Source organism: Bifidobacterium imperatoris (genome assembly GCF_002860405.1).
Lineage (GTDB): Bacteria > Actinomycetota > Actinomycetes > Actinomycetales > Bifidobacteriaceae > Bifidobacterium > Bifidobacterium imperatoris.
In genome coordinates this window covers 13,164-29,437 of sequence record NZ_NMWV01000012.1, presented here as the reverse complement: position 1 = coordinate 29,437, position 16,274 = coordinate 13,164, and the positions used below count along the sequence as shown (strand labels likewise).

Below are 16,274 nucleotides of genomic sequence, written 5' to 3'. Positions count from 1 at the left end.
AGTAGGTCACTTGGCGTCGCGGAAACCGTTCGGGTTCTTGATCTGCCAGTTCAGGGAGGACTTGGCCATATCATCAATGGTCAGCTCGGCCTTCCAATCCAGCTCGCGAGCAGCCTTGGAGGCGTCAGCGTAGCAAGCGGCGATATCACCGGGGCGGCGAGGCTTGATCACGTACGGGATTGCGTGCCCAGCGGCCTTCTCATAAGCCTTGATGACCTCAAGTACGGAGTATCCGTGGCCGGTGCCCAGGTTGTAGGTGAACACACCGGACTTTTCGATGTGATCGATGACGGCCACATGGCCCTTGGCCAGATCGACGACGTGGATGTAGTCACGAACGCCGGTGCCGTCAGGGGTGTCGTAATCGTCACCGAAGACCTGCACGGCCTTCAGCTCGCCAATGGCAACCTTGGCCACATACGGGGTCAGGTTGGCCGGGATGCCCTTCGGGTCTTCGCCCAGCAGGCCGGACTCGTGAGCGCCAACCGGGTTGAAGTAACGCAGCAGCACGATGGTCCACTCCGGATCAGCCACATGCACATCGCGCAAGATCTGCTCCTGGAACAGCTTGGAGGTGCCGTACGGGTTGGTGGTGCCGCCAGTCGGGGTCTCCTCGGTAATCGGCAGTTCCTTCGGGGAACCGTACACGGTGGCGGAAGACGAGAAGATGATCTTCTTGACGTTGTGCGCGCGCATCACCTTGAGCAGCACCAGCGTGGAGTACAGGTTGTTGTCGTAGTACTCAATCGGCTTGGCCACGGACTCGCCCACAGCCTTGAGGCCAGCAAAGTGGATGACCCAGTCGATCGGGTTCTCATCGAAGATCTTGTTCATCAGGGCTTCGTCACGCACGTCACCGTCGTAACGCTTGATCTTCTTGCCGGTGATCTGCTCAACGCGGTCAAGAGCGATTGGGGAGGAATTGCCGTAGTTGTCTACGGACACCACGTCGTATCCCTTGTTCAGCAGCTCAACGTCAGTGTGGGTGGCAATGAAGCCCGCGCCGCCCGTAACCAGAACAGTGGTCATGTCTTCTCCTTGAAGAATGTGCACTTCTGTTTCTAGAATGTGCACTTTTGTTCTTTCATGTATGAGTTTACTGCATTTGATTGCAAAATCAAGCGCGGTAAGCGGTTCTTGTGTGCTTTTTGTTCACAAAAGAGAACATTGGCTCCCCTCAGTGAGGGGAGCCAATGTATCAATCAGGCGTTGCGCCAGGCGATGCCGCTGCCTTCAAGGTCGAAGGTCTCGCTGCTGCCATCTTCCAGCGTGACCGTGGTGGTCTGCGGCTGGTCGGTGTTGTTAATCACGCAGTACAGGCCCTGCTCCGGGAAGTGTGCAACCTCGCACTCTGGGTTCGAGGAGCTCCATGCCGCGTACTTGCCTTCGTTATGGGAGGCCCAGAAGAGGATACGCTCCAGAAGGCGGGCATTGGCGGCCGAATACGGCAGACCGGACACGTACACGCCACGACCCTCACCGTATTCGTTGACCGCGAGCTGCACCTGGCCGTTGTCGGCCCTGAGCAGGGTCACATCCTCGTTAACCGGGTAGGTGTTGAGCACCGGCTCACCGAAGTCGATGCCGCCAAGCGGCTCGATGCCCTGACCGCCGCCGCAGCCGGACAACGGAATGCGATAACCGGCCTTCTCCCATGCCTCGCGCGCCTCGGAATCAACCGGCACGTCGGCGGTGATGAAGTGGTCCGGGGTGACAGGCGGGAAGTACTTGTCCACGGACAGAGTCTGGTAGCGTTCCTCGTCCACGCCGAACACGTCGGCCAGCTGGAAGAAGCGACCAGCCTGGAAGCGCGGCAGCGAGCTCGGCTCGCCCACACCTACCAGAGCGCCGCCATGACGCACCCAAGCGCGCAGCGTCTCGGCCAGCTTCGGGTTGGCCCACACGTCACCGCCAGTGAACGCGGTATCGACCGGGCCACCGGTGACGACCACGTCGATGTCATCGGCCACGCCATGCTCGAGCACATCATCGAAACTGATGAAGCGCACGTTCACACGCATACCGGACAGGGATTCCAGAATGCCGTAGTAGGAATAGGTCTGCTTGTTCGGCAGCGCGTGGGCCACAGTGAATGCCATCCAGGAGCGCATCTTGCCCCAGGAGTTCAGAATGGCCACGTTCAGCTCGCCCTCGGCCGGCTTGCCGTCCGTACGATCGTGGATATCGCGGAACTCATCGGCGATGTGGGTCACGGTGTCCACGAACTTCGGGAACTTGGCCGCCAGAGACAGGTAGCCGCCGTATCCCATACGGGAGATCGGAGAGCGCAGGATGGCACGACGTGCCTTGCGCCAGTTGTCGAGGCCTTCGATGCTTGGATCATTGCCCTCATAGAAGGTATCCGGGAAGAAGTACGGCAGGAAGCGGCCTTCGGTGTACTTGACGCCCGGAATGTCGGCAATCATACGGGTCGTGGTGCCATCGCCAATGGAACCAACCACGGCATCCAGACCCAGGTCTTCGAAGCCTTCCTTGTATGGCTCAGTACCGATCCACTGGTCGCCGAGGAACATCATCGCTTCCTTGCCCGCGGCATGGGACATATCGGCAAGCTGCTTGACGTTCTTACGCACGAAGCCGGAGAGGAAGTCGATCCAGTCGCGCTGCGCCTTGCGCGGTACACGCCATGCGCTGTTGTAGGCGCCGCCGTCCACGAAGTCCTCCGGACGCAGACGGTAGCCGTATTCCTTCTCGAAGTCATCGAGAGCGGCCGGGCTCACAGTGCAAGCGCAGCCGAACCAATCCACGATCTTCTCACGGTGCTTCGGATCGAACAGCAGGGTGAACTGGTAGAAGAACGTGGTGAAACGCACCACATCCACCTGCGGATTGTCCTTCAACCACTTCTCGAACGTGTCGAACACGAACTTGCGGGTGGCCGGATGGTAGATGTCGAATGGAATCTCGTGTTCCTTATCACCCCAGTCATTGGTCAGGTGGTTGTACATTTCCACCGGATCCCAGATGATGTAGGCCAGGAAGCTCACCGTGTACTCATGCCATGCGGCAACGCCACTCACATGCACGGTGTCCTCGTCCGCGTCAAGCGTCCAGTTCGCCGGATCGACGACCTCACCAGTGGTGCGGTCCACAACCTCCCAATACTTGTGAGGGTCGGCATCACGATTCGGCTTCAGCTGCTCGGCGAAGAAGCTTTCCATCAGCGGAATATCAACCGTATCCGATTCAGCGAGAATGCGATCGGTCAGCAGATACACCTGCGGGGTCTCATCCATATGCAGCGTAATCCACTCGTTATGCGCGCGAGTTGGGAAATACGCACTGTAAATCTTCTTGCCCAAGGCAAGCACAGCCTCATCCAGATGCGTGCCATCGGAGTTACGGATGGCGTCCGCGCCCCACAGTTTGGCAAGCTCCTTGGTCTTCTCCGCAAAATTCTCCTCGCTAGGCAAGGTGAAGCGGCCGGTGCTAGTCATAGTCTCTCCTTTGAGGACATTGATTATTTTATTGGATAATTAAATTGTAAACAATATATGCATATAAAACAAGAATCCGACGCCGCCGTCGGGCGTCCAGGATCCTGACTGCATAAATCCTTGAGAGTAGCCCCACGGCAACGCCGGAAGAGCGAATTGAACATCACCGGAGCTTCCCAGTCGTTTTACCGACAATCTCATAACAAGAATCAGGAAGGCTCCGGATCAGTATGGTTGCGTGCTACTTATTGTTGAGAAGCCGTCCGGCGCCGGAAGGAGTAGCACGAGGCACCGGACGGCGGGAATTATTGGTCTTAGGCCGTCTGCTTAACGCGTCGCCTTCGGCCCCTGCAATTAAGGACTCGCCTACGGCGAGGCTCAATGCTGTCTTCGCTCGACTATCGTCTCGCTCAGGCTGACGCTACAGACAGCCCACCGGGCTGTCTGCTTAACGCGTCAGCCCTTGACCGCACCAGCGGCAAGGCCGGCCTGCCAGTAGCGCTGGAGACCGAGGAAGAGCACGATCACAGGCAGCACACCGAGCAGAGCACCCATCATCAGAGCGCCACGATCAGTGAAGGTAGCCAGGGAGACCATGCCGTACAGACCCAAGGTCACCGGCTTCAAGGTATCGGAAGAGACCATCATCAACGGCAGCAGGAAGTTGTTCCAAGTGGCCACGAACAGGAACAGGAAGATCGTGACCATTGCCGGAGCCAGAATCCTCAGCACAATGGTGAAGAAGATGCGAGCTTCGCTTGCGCCATCGATACGAGCTGCTTCAAGCAGTTCGTTCGGCACTGAGGTCTGTGCGTACACGCGGCCCAGGAAGAAGCCGAACGGAGAGACGCAGCACGGGATGATGATGGAGAGCATCGTGTTGGTCAGATGCATGGCGTGGAAGATGGAGTACTGCGGAATGGTCAGCAGTGCGGCCGGCATCAGCATGCAGCCCATAATCACGCCAATGGCAAGGTTCTTACCCTTGAAGTTGAACTTTGCGGTAGCGTATCCTGCCATCACAGCCACGAGCGTACCCACCAGAGCGGAAACACCCGAGTAGATCAGAGAGTTCAGCACCCAGCGCCAAAACTGGCCACGGGTCCAACCAATCAGCGTGCCATAGTTCTTGGCGATGGCGGCAGGCAAATCGCTCAGCCCCACGGCGAACCACAGACCGTTGCTGCCGGTCATCTGGCTCGGCGTCTTAGTCGAGGCGATGATGGCCCAATAAATCGGGAACAGGAAGTAGATCAGCGCAAAGACCAGAACAACGATGGTGATGGTCTTGACCAGCGCGGAAGGCTGCATGGAACGAGGCAGGTCGTTGGCATGCTTGTCACGAATCTTGTCAGCCTTCTTACGAGCGCGTGCGGCCGCGCGGGATTCCTTATCAGTAGCTTCTACGGTGCTCATTCTGCGTTCACCTTCCTTTCAACGAGCGTGTAAACCACGGCGAGTACGCCAGCAATCAGTGCCATAACGATGGCCACAGCGGATGCAGGTCCGTCACCACCTGGGGTCAGGGTGCCCTGCGATGTGTTGAGGGCCATCATCATTGGCGTGTACGACTTGGAAATGCTCGGATCGGAAATCGACATCACCTGAGGCTCGTTGAACAGCTGGATGGTGCCGACGATGGAGAGCAGCATGGCAAGCAGGGCTGCTGCGCGCACGTTCGGCAGCTTGATCTTCATGGCGATCTGGAAGCCGTTGGCGCCATCAATGCGTGCGGCCTCATACAGATCGTGCGGAATAGCCTGCAGTGCGGCGAGGAAGATCAGCATGTTGTAGCCGGTGAAGGTCCAGGTCGTGATGTTGGCCATAGAGCCAAGAACCACATTGTCGCCGAAGAAATTCACCTTGATGCCGATGGCGGCAAGACCCTTAACGATAGGGGAAATCTGGCCGTTGTAGAGGTACACCCAGATGATGGATGCGACCACGCCCGGGATGGCGTACGGCAGGAAGTAGCTCAGACGGAATGCAGTGATGTGCTTGACGATGTAGGAATCAATGAGCATTGCCAGAGCAAGTGCCGCAATGATCATGACCGGCACCTGAACCACGGTGTAGAGCACTACCCTGCCCACGCCAGCCCAGAAGTTGCCGGAAGTAATAACGTATTGGAAGTTCTGAAGTCCGACGAACTTATTGACCAGTTCGCCGCCGCCGTATGCGCCACCGCCCGTGGTGACCTGGCGGAAGAAGCTGGAATAAATAGCCCAGATAATGGGCAGAATGAATACCAGAGCGAACAGGATGCCAAACGGTGCCATGAAGGCCCAGCCGGTACGGTTCTCACGCTTCACAGCATCAGAAGCCTTTGGCTTAGCGGCACGCCTGGCGACCCCCGTCTTCGCCGTTTTTGTTGTTGCAGTCATAGGGAAACCTGTCTTTCAAAAGAACAGTAAGAAATAGAAAGTACGTAATGCAGTTCGGATCGATGCAGTCAGATCAAACACAATTAATGACGAACCGAACTCGAGTAAAAAGAAAGGCCGGAGTGTTGAGCTCCGGCCTTTCGATGTGTGGTTGAGGATATCAGCGGCTGGAAGGAACCCTAACCGTTAATGTCACTCGGAAACAGACAGGCCGAGGTTCTTCAGCGTATCCACAGAGGTGGTCTGCGCGTCGGAGAAGATGTCTGCAACCTTGCCGGAGCCATCGGTGGCCTTGGCGGCGGTTTCGTTCATCTTGGCGGCGACTGCGGAGAAGCCAGGCATGTAGGTGAAGTCACCCATGTTGTTGTTAGCGGTCTTGAATTCCTTCATGATGTCCTGACCGCCGAAGAAGGTGGACCACTCGGAAGGAGTCTCAGCGTCTTCAGTGGTAGCAGCCGGAACGAGGCCCTGGGAAACCAGATCAGGAACCTGGGTGTTGAACCAATCCAGGAACTCCATTGCTTCCTTCGGATGCTTGGAGTTCTTCAGCACGGCCACGGCGGAACCACCGTCAGGGCCGCTCTTGCCAGCGTTGCCGAACCAGTCACCAAGCTGAGCGACCTGCCATTCGCCGGAGCCAGTGCCACCGGAGGAGGTCATGAACAGCGGGGCCTCCCAAGCAGCGGCCACAGTACCGATCAACGAGCCATCCTTGATGGATGCATCGAAGGACGGATCCCAACGCGGGTTGGTGGTGGCTGCCTTGGCGTCGAGCAGCTGCTGGTAGAAGTCAGCAGTTGCCTTGGAGCCATCGGTCTCGGTGTTGACGACCCAGGAGTCGCCCTTCACCTTGTACCAACCACCGGAGGCGCCAGCCAGACCGGAGATCATGTTGCCAGCCTCATCAGGCTGGTAGGACATGATGTACTTGCCAGCGGCGGCAGCGGTCTTGGCAGCGGCGATGAACTCATCGGCGGTCTGCGGGACCTCGGTGATGCCGAGCTTATCGAACTCAGCCTTGTTGTAGAAGTAAACCAGCGGGCCGGTGTCCTGCGGCAGGCCGTAAGCCTTGCCGTCAACCTGAACCAGGCTGTACGGGCCGGATGCGAAGTCGTTCTTGTACTGCTCGGCGTACTGGGTCACATCCTGCAGCAGACCCTTGGTGAAGACCTCAGGCAGCTCGGCGTAACCGACCTGAGCCAGATCCGGAGCCTCGCCGGACTTGACGTCGGTCTCAAGCTTTTTGATCATTTCAGAGGCCTTGCCATCGAACTTGGTGGCCTTGACCTGAATATCCGGGTGCTGCTTATTCCACTTGGCAACGATGTCGTTGACCAGAGTCATGCCCTCGGAATCCGGCAGACGGTGCATGTAGGTGATGGTGACCTTACCGCCGTCGCTGCTGGAATCACCAGTGTTAGCAGTGTCGCTGCCGCAACCGGCAAGGCCTATACCCATAGCTGCTACTGCAGCCAGAGCTGCTACCAGGCGCTTGTTGTGCGATACCATATCTCTACTCCTTCGTTATATGGTCTCATCACTTCCCTGTGACGAACAATAGCTAATTTATGCCTTCAAAAGAAAATTGTCAACTTTGCTAACAATTTCCGCGCGCCCCCCGCAAAAACGTTGAGTTCAAACGGTTCGAGACACATAAGGTCAGTTAACTTAGCCGACTTCCCTTCGCATAAATGTTATATTCGCTTGGTTTGTGTGACCGGTTACAGACTATCACGGAAAATCCTGCTTTCAACAACGGCATGTATCTAGATTATGAAGAAGGTGTGAAGACACTTATGCGTGTGTACTCGCCATCACAGTGGACGAGTGAATACACGCATGTGGATACGACCTCAACAGCTACCGTTTTCGGAGACCATCCTCGAACGACTTGTGCATATACCCATGCGGATACGGCCTGTCATTTCAGTGAACATGAGAAAACACCTATGCGGCCATAGTTTGTCATCACAGCGAACATGTGCAGACATGCATGAGCGTTTGCTCGCGTGCGTGCTGTACACACGAACAAAAACGGTCGTTTTGTGTTATCACCGGCCCATATCTCCCCTCATCGCTAAATTCCCCTCCACTCAGCGCAACATACCCTCCACTCAGCGCAACTTATTCGGGGAATAAGGCCACTCACCCCGAATTTCTTGCACTGAGACGAACTCAGTACAAGAAATTCGGGAGACTAGGCCTCACTGCCCGAAATCTTTGCACTAAGACGAACTCTGTACGTGGGGTATAGGAATTCCAAGAAAAGAAAAAGGGCTAGGCGCGTCGCCTAGCCCTTGAAGGGCGGACAGAGCGAGATTCGAACTCGCGGAGGGTTGCCCCTCAACGGTTTTCAAGACCGTCTCTTTAGACCGCTCAGACATCTGTCCTTTGTGCGCATTTCCGAGCAACCCCGAAGCGCACGATGTTCAATTATACATACGGTAGGGAGAACCTACCGACGCCGCTGCAACAATATCCGTTACGGCTTCGCCGGCTTCTCTCCCTCCGACTCTTCGAGCCGCCTCCATCGTCAGAGGGAGGCAATAGCGATTGAGAACAAAGCTGGCGAAATCAGGCCTCCCACTTGACGAACAGTCCGGTGGAGTATTCGTAGCAGCGCCCAGCGATAGCGTCGCGCGCGTCGCAGGGCAACAGCAGGCCTGAGAATCAGGCCTCCCACTTGGTCGGCTCGATGACTTCCTTGCCGCCCATGTACGGACGCATGGCCTTCGGAATCTCGATGGAGCCATCCTTCTGCTGGTGGTTCTCGAGAATGGCGACCAGCCAACGGGTGGTGGCCAGCGTGCCGTTCAGCGTGGAGACCGGGCGAGTGTTGCCGTCTTCCATGCGCTCACGGATGTTCAGACGACGAGCCTGGTACTCGGTGCAGTTGGAGGTGGAGGTCAGCTCGCGGTAACGACCCTGGGTCGGCACCCAAGCCTCGCAGTCGAACTTACGGGCAGCGGAGGAGCCGAGATCGCCGGCAGCGGTATCGATGATGCGGTACGGCACCTCGACCTTGGCAAGCATCTCCTGTTCCATAGCCAACAGGTGCTCATGCTCCTTGTAGGAGTCCTCCTGCTTGGCATAGACGAACATTTCCACCTTATCGAACTGGTGGACGCGGATGATGCCGGAGGTGTCCTTACCTGCGGCACCGGCCTCGCGGCGGTAGCAGGAGCTCCAGCCGCAGTAGCGCAGCGGACCGTTGCCGAGGTCAAGGATCTCGTTCTCGTGCATACCGGCCAGAGCCACTTCGGAAGTACCGACCAGGTACTGGTCATCGGGCTCGCGCAGACGGTAAATCTCGTCGGCATGGGAGTTCAGGAAGCCGGTGCCGCGCATGACCTCAGGACGTACCAGCGTCGGAGTGATGGCCAGCACGAAGCCGTGCTCCTCGGCCTGATCCACAGCCATAGTCAGCATGGCAATCTGCATGCGGGCCACAGCGCCACGCAGGAAGTAGAAACGGGAACCGCCCACCTTCACGCCACGGCGCATATCGATGCCAGCCACCTCGGTGCCGAGGGTCAGATGATCCTTCGGCTCGAAACCTTCAGCGGCAAAGTCACGAATCTGGCCAACCTTCTTGACCACCACGTAATCATCCTCTCCACCTTCAGGAGCTTCCGGCTCCACGATGTTGGAGAGCTTCCACATGGCGGTGGTGTATTCCTCGGCTGCGGAATCGGCCTTGGACTTGTACTCGGCAACCTTCTGGGAAAGTTCCTTGGTTTCAGCGATCAGCTTGGCCTTTTCGTCGGCCGGGGCTGCGGCAACCTTCTTGCCGATTTCCTTCTGCTGGGCGCGGGCCTCTTCGAAAGCCTTCAGTGCTTCACGGCGTGCGGTATCGGAGGAGAGCACTTCATCGACGAGTTCAACGGACTCGCCGCGCTTGCGCTGGGATTCCTTGACGATATCAGTGTGTTCACGGATGAATTGAATATCAAGCATGCGCCTAACACTACCGCCGTAAGCCGACACGCGATAGGTTATTCATTCTATTAATCTCACTAATTGCGCAAGTGCAGGAATGGTTTTGAACAGCGCGCACAATAGCCCTGTGCGCAAATTGTTCACGTTCCCGCAACCTTCGGCGTTTGTTCCTTGAGTGCCACTACAAATAGGAATCATGCCTCAGTCCACGCTTACAGTGCTTATCATCATCGCCGCGGTGCTGCTTCTTGCGGTGTTTATTGCAGCCATCGTCTTGGGTATTCGCGCCGAGCGTCGCCGCAGGCTCGCCGAAACGCTGGAAAAGCGTAGGGACGATGAGGTGCAGTACGCCTTTATTATCAACCCTTCCAAGCCTCAGGCCGCCACTCAGCGTCTGCATATTCAGGAGTTCTGCCGCTCCAAAGGATTGAACCGCATTCGCTTCTACGATACGCAACTCGATAAGGATGGGCGCGCCTGCGCATTGGAAGCACTCGAAGATGGTGCTGATGTGGTCATCGCAGTCGGCGGTGACGGCACGGTGCGCACGGTGGCGAGCGCGGTTTCCGGTACCGGCCATGCACTGGGCATCATTCCCATCGGCACCGGCAACCTGTTTGCCCGCAATATGGGCATTCCCGTGGACGATATCGATGCGGCACTGACCGTGGCCACCTCTCACGGCTCTCGCTTAGTGGACATGGGCCGTCTCCGACTGCTTGACCATCCTGAAGATGATCACGGCCACGCGTTCCTCATCATCGCCGGCATCGGCTTCGATGCCGCCATGATTGACGATACCGACCCGGCGTTGAAAGCCAACATCAGCTGGCTTGCTTATTTTGTGGGCGGCATCAAGAATTTGTTCGCACCAAAGTTCCGTGGCAACCTGACTATCACCAGTTCCGATGGTTCCACTCATTCCATCAAGAACCTTGATTTTCGTACGATCATGGCCGGCAATTGCGGCCAAATCCCAGTATTCTCGCTGATGCCCGCCGCCTCATACGATGACGGCATCCTTGATTTTGAAATCATCGACACCACCGGCGGCATTCTGGGCTGGGCAAACCTGTTCGGCGATGTGGTACATCAGACTATTACCGGGAAGCCCGAGCAGAACCCGCTCTCCACCAATTCCACGGTAGAGCAGGTGCAAGGCATCACCGCGGAAATTACGTTGGAAAAGCCCGCCAAGGCTCAGGTGGATGGCGACATGTTGCCGGAGACCAAGCACATTCGTTTCTCCGTGGACCAGCGAGCGCTCATCGTGCGTGTGCCGGATACCTCCACGTTGAAGACCGCTCAGGTTGCGGCGGCGAACGCCACGTCCGATTTCGCTGAGACGACGAGTATTCTGGAGCCGGTGAAGTAGTGCTGCTATTGGCGTGCGTCGGCTGTGACTCGCGCCACATGCATGGCGAGATAGGCTACTTCGTCTTCGCTCACATCCGCATCCAGACGCAATTCCAGTAGGCGGCCGATGGTCGATGCGCAACGCAGTGCCTCGGGGTAGGCATCGCGAATCGCATTGATGATCGGCGCTGGCTCGTCAGCAAGCTGCTTGTTCTGATGGATACGAATAAACAGGTACCGCAAATGGGTGATGAAACGCCCGACATTGACGGATTCACGGTCCAATTTCAGTCCATATGTATGCTCGATGATGTCGAGCATCTGCTGAATCACGCCGGTCATTGTGTACGTGTATGTCAAGTCTCCAGTGGCAAACCCTGCGTTCACCAGATGCATGGCTAGCGATGTTTCCTCACCATCCGGCAGTGGTTCCGCAAGCTTGCCATTAATGGCTTTGAGCAATGCACAACCCTGCTCGTATTCCTTGGGATAGAGGTTGCTGATCTCACCGACCAGCGGATATTCGACTGCAATACCGCGCTTCTGCCTCGCGATGGCTCCGGCGATGTGGTCGGAGAGCGCCATCACCAATGTGGTGCTGCCAATCTCCCGCTCCCCCAGTCCAGCCTGTTTCATGGCATCCACAACAATACGAATAATCTCCGGATCAATATCCGAAAGCATCTGTGCCAGATGATCAGGGTCTCGGCCATCCGCTGGCACAAAGGTGCGCACAATCTTCGATTCGTCCACCGACTGCCCTGGCTTGGCCTGAAAGCCCAAGCCTCGGCCAGTAAGAATCACTTCACCGCCATTGCCGTCTTTGGCAAGCACGACGTTATTGTTGAACACTCTCAGTATTTCCATGACGCACCTCCCCTCGTTGGTCGATCTGCCGATTATTCGATTGCCGCATTAACCACTAACGCTCTACATCGATAATAGGTTCTCCGGCAGTCACCTTTCTCGGCTCGCCTTGCCGCACGTCGGCGCTTGGGCTGTCGGCAGGCATGAGCAGCGGCACTACCGAAGTCATCGCCATCGTATTGACTACGGTCACCACGACCACCGGATTATGACAGGCTTGGGCAATAGCCTCGAAATCCACCTGCAGCAGTACATCGCCAGCAGAAACATGCTCCCCTTTTGCAACTTGCAAGGCGAATCCTTCGCCGCCCATATCTACGGTATCGAGACCGACATGTACCAGCACTTCAATACCATCGTCGGTTTTGATGCCGAGCGCATGACCGGTTTTGGCCACGGTTTTGATGGTGCCGCTTACCGGCGCATGCACCGCAGCGATACCAGCCGAACCATCAGGCACGATGCCAACCCCATCACCAAGCGCCTTGGATGCGAATACCGGGTCGCCGATGGATTCCAAACCGACTACTACGCCTGCGATGGGAGCGAAGACAGCATTGGAAGACTCGGCATGCCAAAGCTGTTGCGCAGGAACGGCGGAATCCTCAACATCAGCGATTGCAGCAGCGGACATCCCGGCCGCCGACTTTGCTGAAGTTTCGGTCTCGTGAGCGCTTTGCGGCATACGGTAATCGAATATCACCGTCAACATCATGGCAACAGCAAATGCAATGGTGATGGACAGTGCATATACCCATGCACGGTCGAACACCGGAATGGTCAACAACGAGGAAAAAGCGAACGCCGTAGTCGTCACTCCATGAATCGTCTGCCCGGAAGGCAACACCGAGGGAAACGCCCAACTGAGCACCGCACTAGAGAGGCCTCCAGCTGCACAACCGGCGAGCAGCCATCGGTACGTGCGGCGATGCTGAAGATGAATACCATACAAACTGAGTTCTGAAACACCGCCGAGCAAACCAGCAAGTAATGCACTGAGCGAAGTCTGGCGCATATCGGCATCATGCTCACGAATAGAGAGCATGAGCACTCCCGCGGTCACACCGAAGCAAGCAAAATTCCAAACGCCCATCGGCCCCTGCACGAAGTCATAGCCCAACGTCTGAATGTTCATCAGCATCAGAGCATTCAACGGCCAATGCAGGCCGAGTGGCACTAGGAACGGGTAGAGCATAGGTATCAAGAGCGCAAACAGGAACGGCACATGCGTGTTCAACCATGCCGTGCCCGCACTTAATTCATCGCCAACCCATACGCCAAGCGGACCGACGAACAGTACCGAGAGCAGATACACCACCACGAGCGAGCAGAACGGCGCGAACACGAGCTGCACGCTGTCTGGAATCACGCGTTTCAGCCCGTGATAAATCATGGCCAGCAACACGACCATAAGCAACGGCACAAAGATGTTGCCGCTGTAGTCATTGATGGGCATGGTGATGCCGAATACATTGATGCCACCGCTCAAGCCTGCAAGTTGGGGAGCTAATAGCGCTGACATGATCGCACCGCCAAGCCAAGGGTCGACGTTGAGCTTGCGGGCGGCATTGGTGGCAATCATGATAGGAAGCATCACGAACATGACTTCCCAGATGGCCTTCAATGCTCGCCAACCGTCAGTAGCGTTGCCGTCCGGAGTGAGTCCTAGCGCTACGGCCACGTTGGCGAGCGCAATAATCATGGATGCGCCCAGCAGCACGCCGAGCAGCGGGCGGAAGGCATCGGAAACATAGTCGAGGATGGCGCTTGCCCATGCTCGCGGCGTGCGAGACGCGAATGATTGCGGAGCCTCCTGGCTTGCTGCGCCGGAGTCTGCGGCATCGGAAGGATCTGCGGCCTCCATGGATTTTTCGGTTACGCCGGATGCAGCAGCTGCATTCATCATGCTTATCATGCGCTCATATACCGAGGCCACAGCACCGCCGATGATGATTTGACAACGCCCGCCAGCTCGTGGGAATGCGCCGAGCACACCGGGAATGGATTCAATCTGTTTCAGGTTGGCATAACGCTCGTCGTCAAGCGTAACGTGCAGTCGAGTGGCACAGTGGGTGAGTTCACGGATATTGGGCGCGCCGCCAAGGGCTTCGAGAATCTGCTTGGCCATCGCTGACGAGGAAGCGGCAGATGCGGGAGCAGTTGCAAGTAGTTCCGTAGCCGGCGCATCCTGCGTCTGCGTAGATGATGCTTTCGATACCGCCACGTTCACTCCCTTCACCGTATGCTCCGCCATTGTCTCGCATCAAGTACGGCCTTGTCCATTTACCCAACGCAAACGATTGCAAAAATCGTCCGACTATCGGAGTGTCGCGAGCGGAAAAGTCGTATCCTGTTCTTCACACGTTGCGTAGCAGGGTTGTTACTTGGAAACGAGGCAAGACCTGGAGCGATGTGGAATTTGCATATCCAGATGCGGCTATTGCCGTATTGGATGCGCGCATTCCACATTGTTCCAGGTCTTTTTTGTTTTCGGTGGCACAACGAGGTACTACCTGCACGCAGCACATGGGGTGCAACCGAATGCACTCCGTCAATGGCGATGAAAGGAACGACAGCAATGACGACGGCAAACACCACAGCCGCATCAGCAAACGTGGCGGCAGATGCCACCGAGGCACTTGAGAACGGCGCCAACGCAATGGCAAACATGGCAACCAACACGATTGAGACCATCGAGGCGGCGGAATCTCGCGGATTCTCTTCCCGATTCCCGCTGAACAGCTCATTCATCTTCACGTTCGGCGCCCTTGGCGGCATGCTGTTTGGCTTCGACACCGGCATCATCTCCGGCGCTTCCCCGCTGATCGAATCGGACTTCGGACTGAGCGTCTCCCAGACCGGCTTCATCACCTCCTCCGTGCTCATCGGCTCCTGCGCCGGCGCATTGTCCATCGGCGCCCTGTCCGACAAGTTCGGCCGTAAGAAGCTGCTCATCGTCTCCGCCATCCTGTTCCTCATCGGCTCGGGTATGTGCGCCACCGCTACCGGCTTCCTGATGATGGTTGCCGCCCGCATCATCCTGGGCCTTGCCGTGGGTGCCGCCTCCGCTTTGACTCCGGCTTACCTGGCTGAGCTCGCGCCGAAGGAGCGCCGCGGCTCGCTTTCCACGCTGTTCCAGCTCATGATCACGTTCGGTATCCTGCTGGCCTACGCCTCCAACCTCGGCTTCCTGGGCCACAATCTGCTCGGCGCCCGTGATTGGCGTTGGATGCTCGGTTCCGCACTGGTGCCGGCCGCACTGCTGCTCATCGGTGGTATTCTGCTGCCGGAATCCCCGCGTTACCTGGTGAACAAGGGCGACGAGCGCAACGCATTCAAAGTGCTGACCCTGATTCGCAAGGATGTCGACCAGGCACAGGTGCAGCTCGAACTCGACGAAATCAAGGCTGTCGCCGCCCAGGACACCAAGGGTGGCGTGCGCGAACTGTTCCGTATCGCCCGCCCGGCACTCATCGCTGCCATCGGCATCATGCTCTTCCAGCAGCTCGTCGGCATCAACTCCGTGATCTACTTCCTGCCGCAGGTGTTCATCAAGGGCTTCGGCTTCCCTGAAGCAGACGCCATCTGGGTGTCCGTGGGCATCGGCGTGGTGAACTTCGTCTCCACCATCGTGGCCACCATGATCATGGACAAGTTCCCGCGCAAGGGCATGCTGATTTTCGGTTCCATCGTGATGACCGTCTCCCTAGCCATTCTCGCTGTGATGAACTTCGTGGGCGACGTTGCTGTGCTCGCTGTGCCGACCATGATTCTGATCGCCTTCTATATCCTCGGTTTCGCCATCTCCTGGGGTCCGATCGCCTGGGTGCTGATCGGTGAGATCTTCCCGCTGTCCGTGCGCGGCATCGGCTCCTCCTTCGGTTCCGCCGCCAACTGGCTGGGCAACTTCATCGTCTCCCAGTTCTTCCTCGTGCTGCTCGACGCGTTCGGCAACAATGTGGGTGGCCCGTTCGCCATCTTCGGTGTGTTCGCGGCCCTGTCCATTCCGTTCGTGCTGCGTTTCGTGCCTGAGACCAAGGGCAAGTCACTGGAGGAGATCGAGAAGGAAATATCCCGCCACTGATTCCTTATCACCATTAGCTGACGGCCGGTATTGCCTCGATTATTTCGGGATGCAATACCGGCCATTACTAATTTTTGCCATGCTTTGCAGAGGGAGTTGGCGCTTCTCGTCCGCGTGTCGCCACCTCTTTTTTCACCATTCGCACAGAAGTTGACAACTCTTAACATAGCTTCGCCCAAAACGTTG

At 57.1% G+C, this 16,274-nt stretch carries 10 protein-coding genes and 1 tRNA gene; 2 read left to right on the top strand and 9 right to left on the bottom strand.

All coding sequences use genetic code 11. The annotated features are described in order from the left end of the window. Positions 1-6 precede the first annotated feature (6 nt). The 7 genes from galE to serS form a co-directional block, all read right to left on the bottom strand. Complete coding sequence (gene galE, locus Tam1G_RS05335) at positions 7-1,029, bottom strand: UDP-glucose 4-epimerase GalE (protein WP_033889877.1); 1,023 nt, start codon at positions 1,027-1,029, stop codon at positions 7-9. Positions 1,030-1,202: 173 nt separating this feature from the next. Continuing rightward, positions 1,203-3,458 carry a 1,3-beta-galactosyl-N-acetylhexosamine phosphorylase gene (gene gnpA / locus Tam1G_RS05330; RefSeq protein WP_101625710.1) on the bottom strand — a complete coding sequence of 752 codons (2,256 nt, stop codon included), beginning with the start codon at positions 3,456-3,458 and terminating at the stop codon, positions 1,203-1,205. Positions 3,459-3,914: 456 nt separating this feature from the next. Next, positions 3,915-4,874 carry a carbohydrate ABC transporter permease gene (locus tag Tam1G_RS05325; protein ID WP_033889880.1) on the bottom strand — a complete coding sequence of 320 codons (960 nt, stop codon included), beginning with the start codon at positions 4,872-4,874 and terminating at the stop codon, positions 3,915-3,917. Further along, complete coding sequence (locus Tam1G_RS05320; protein WP_033889881.1) at positions 4,871-5,842, bottom strand: carbohydrate ABC transporter permease; 972 nt, start codon at positions 5,840-5,842, stop codon at positions 4,871-4,873. Before Tam1G_RS05320 ends, Tam1G_RS05325 begins: the two co-directional genes overlap by 4 nt. Before the next feature lie 192 nt (positions 5,843-6,034). Further along, positions 6,035-7,351 carry an ABC transporter substrate-binding protein gene (locus Tam1G_RS05315; RefSeq protein ID WP_101625709.1) on the bottom strand — a complete coding sequence of 439 codons (1,317 nt, stop codon included), beginning with the start codon at positions 7,349-7,351 and terminating at the stop codon, positions 6,035-6,037. A gap of 796 nt (positions 7,352-8,147) precedes the next feature. Continuing rightward, positions 8,148-8,232, bottom strand: a tRNA-Ser gene (locus Tam1G_RS05310). 280 nt (positions 8,233-8,512) lie between these two features. Then, positions 8,513-9,799, bottom strand: coding sequence for a serine--tRNA ligase (gene serS / locus Tam1G_RS05305; RefSeq protein ID WP_033889884.1), 1,287 nt, complete (start codon positions 9,797-9,799; stop codon positions 8,513-8,515). A 178-nt stretch (positions 9,800-9,977) separates the two neighbouring features. On the opposite strand from serS, the gene Tam1G_RS05300 reads away from it, so the two are divergent. Next, positions 9,978-11,156 carry a diacylglycerol/lipid kinase family protein gene (locus tag Tam1G_RS05300; protein WP_101625708.1) on the top strand — a complete coding sequence of 393 codons (1,179 nt, stop codon included), beginning with the start codon at positions 9,978-9,980 and terminating at the stop codon, positions 11,154-11,156. Positions 11,157-11,161: 5 nt separating this feature from the next. Here the strand turns inward: Tam1G_RS05300 and Tam1G_RS05295 are convergent, their stop codons facing one another. Together Tam1G_RS05295 and Tam1G_RS05290 are read right to left on the bottom strand one after the other, a co-directional pair. After that, a complete protein-coding gene (locus Tam1G_RS05295; RefSeq protein WP_101625707.1) occupies positions 11,162-12,004 on the bottom strand; it encodes a PRD domain-containing protein in 843 nt (280 codons plus the stop codon). Between the two features lie 55 nt (positions 12,005-12,059). Further along, entirely contained in the window at positions 12,060-14,132 is a 2,073-nt protein-coding gene (locus Tam1G_RS05290; protein ID WP_101625741.1) for a glucose PTS transporter subunit IIA, read from the bottom strand. 432 nt (positions 14,133-14,564) lie between these two features. On the opposite strand from Tam1G_RS05290, the gene Tam1G_RS05285 reads away from it, so the two are divergent. Continuing rightward, on the top strand, positions 14,565-16,088 hold the full coding sequence (locus tag Tam1G_RS05285) for a sugar porter family MFS transporter (protein ID WP_101625740.1): 1,524 nt from the start codon (positions 14,565-14,567) through the stop codon (positions 16,086-16,088). Positions 16,089-16,274 lie beyond the last annotated feature (186 nt).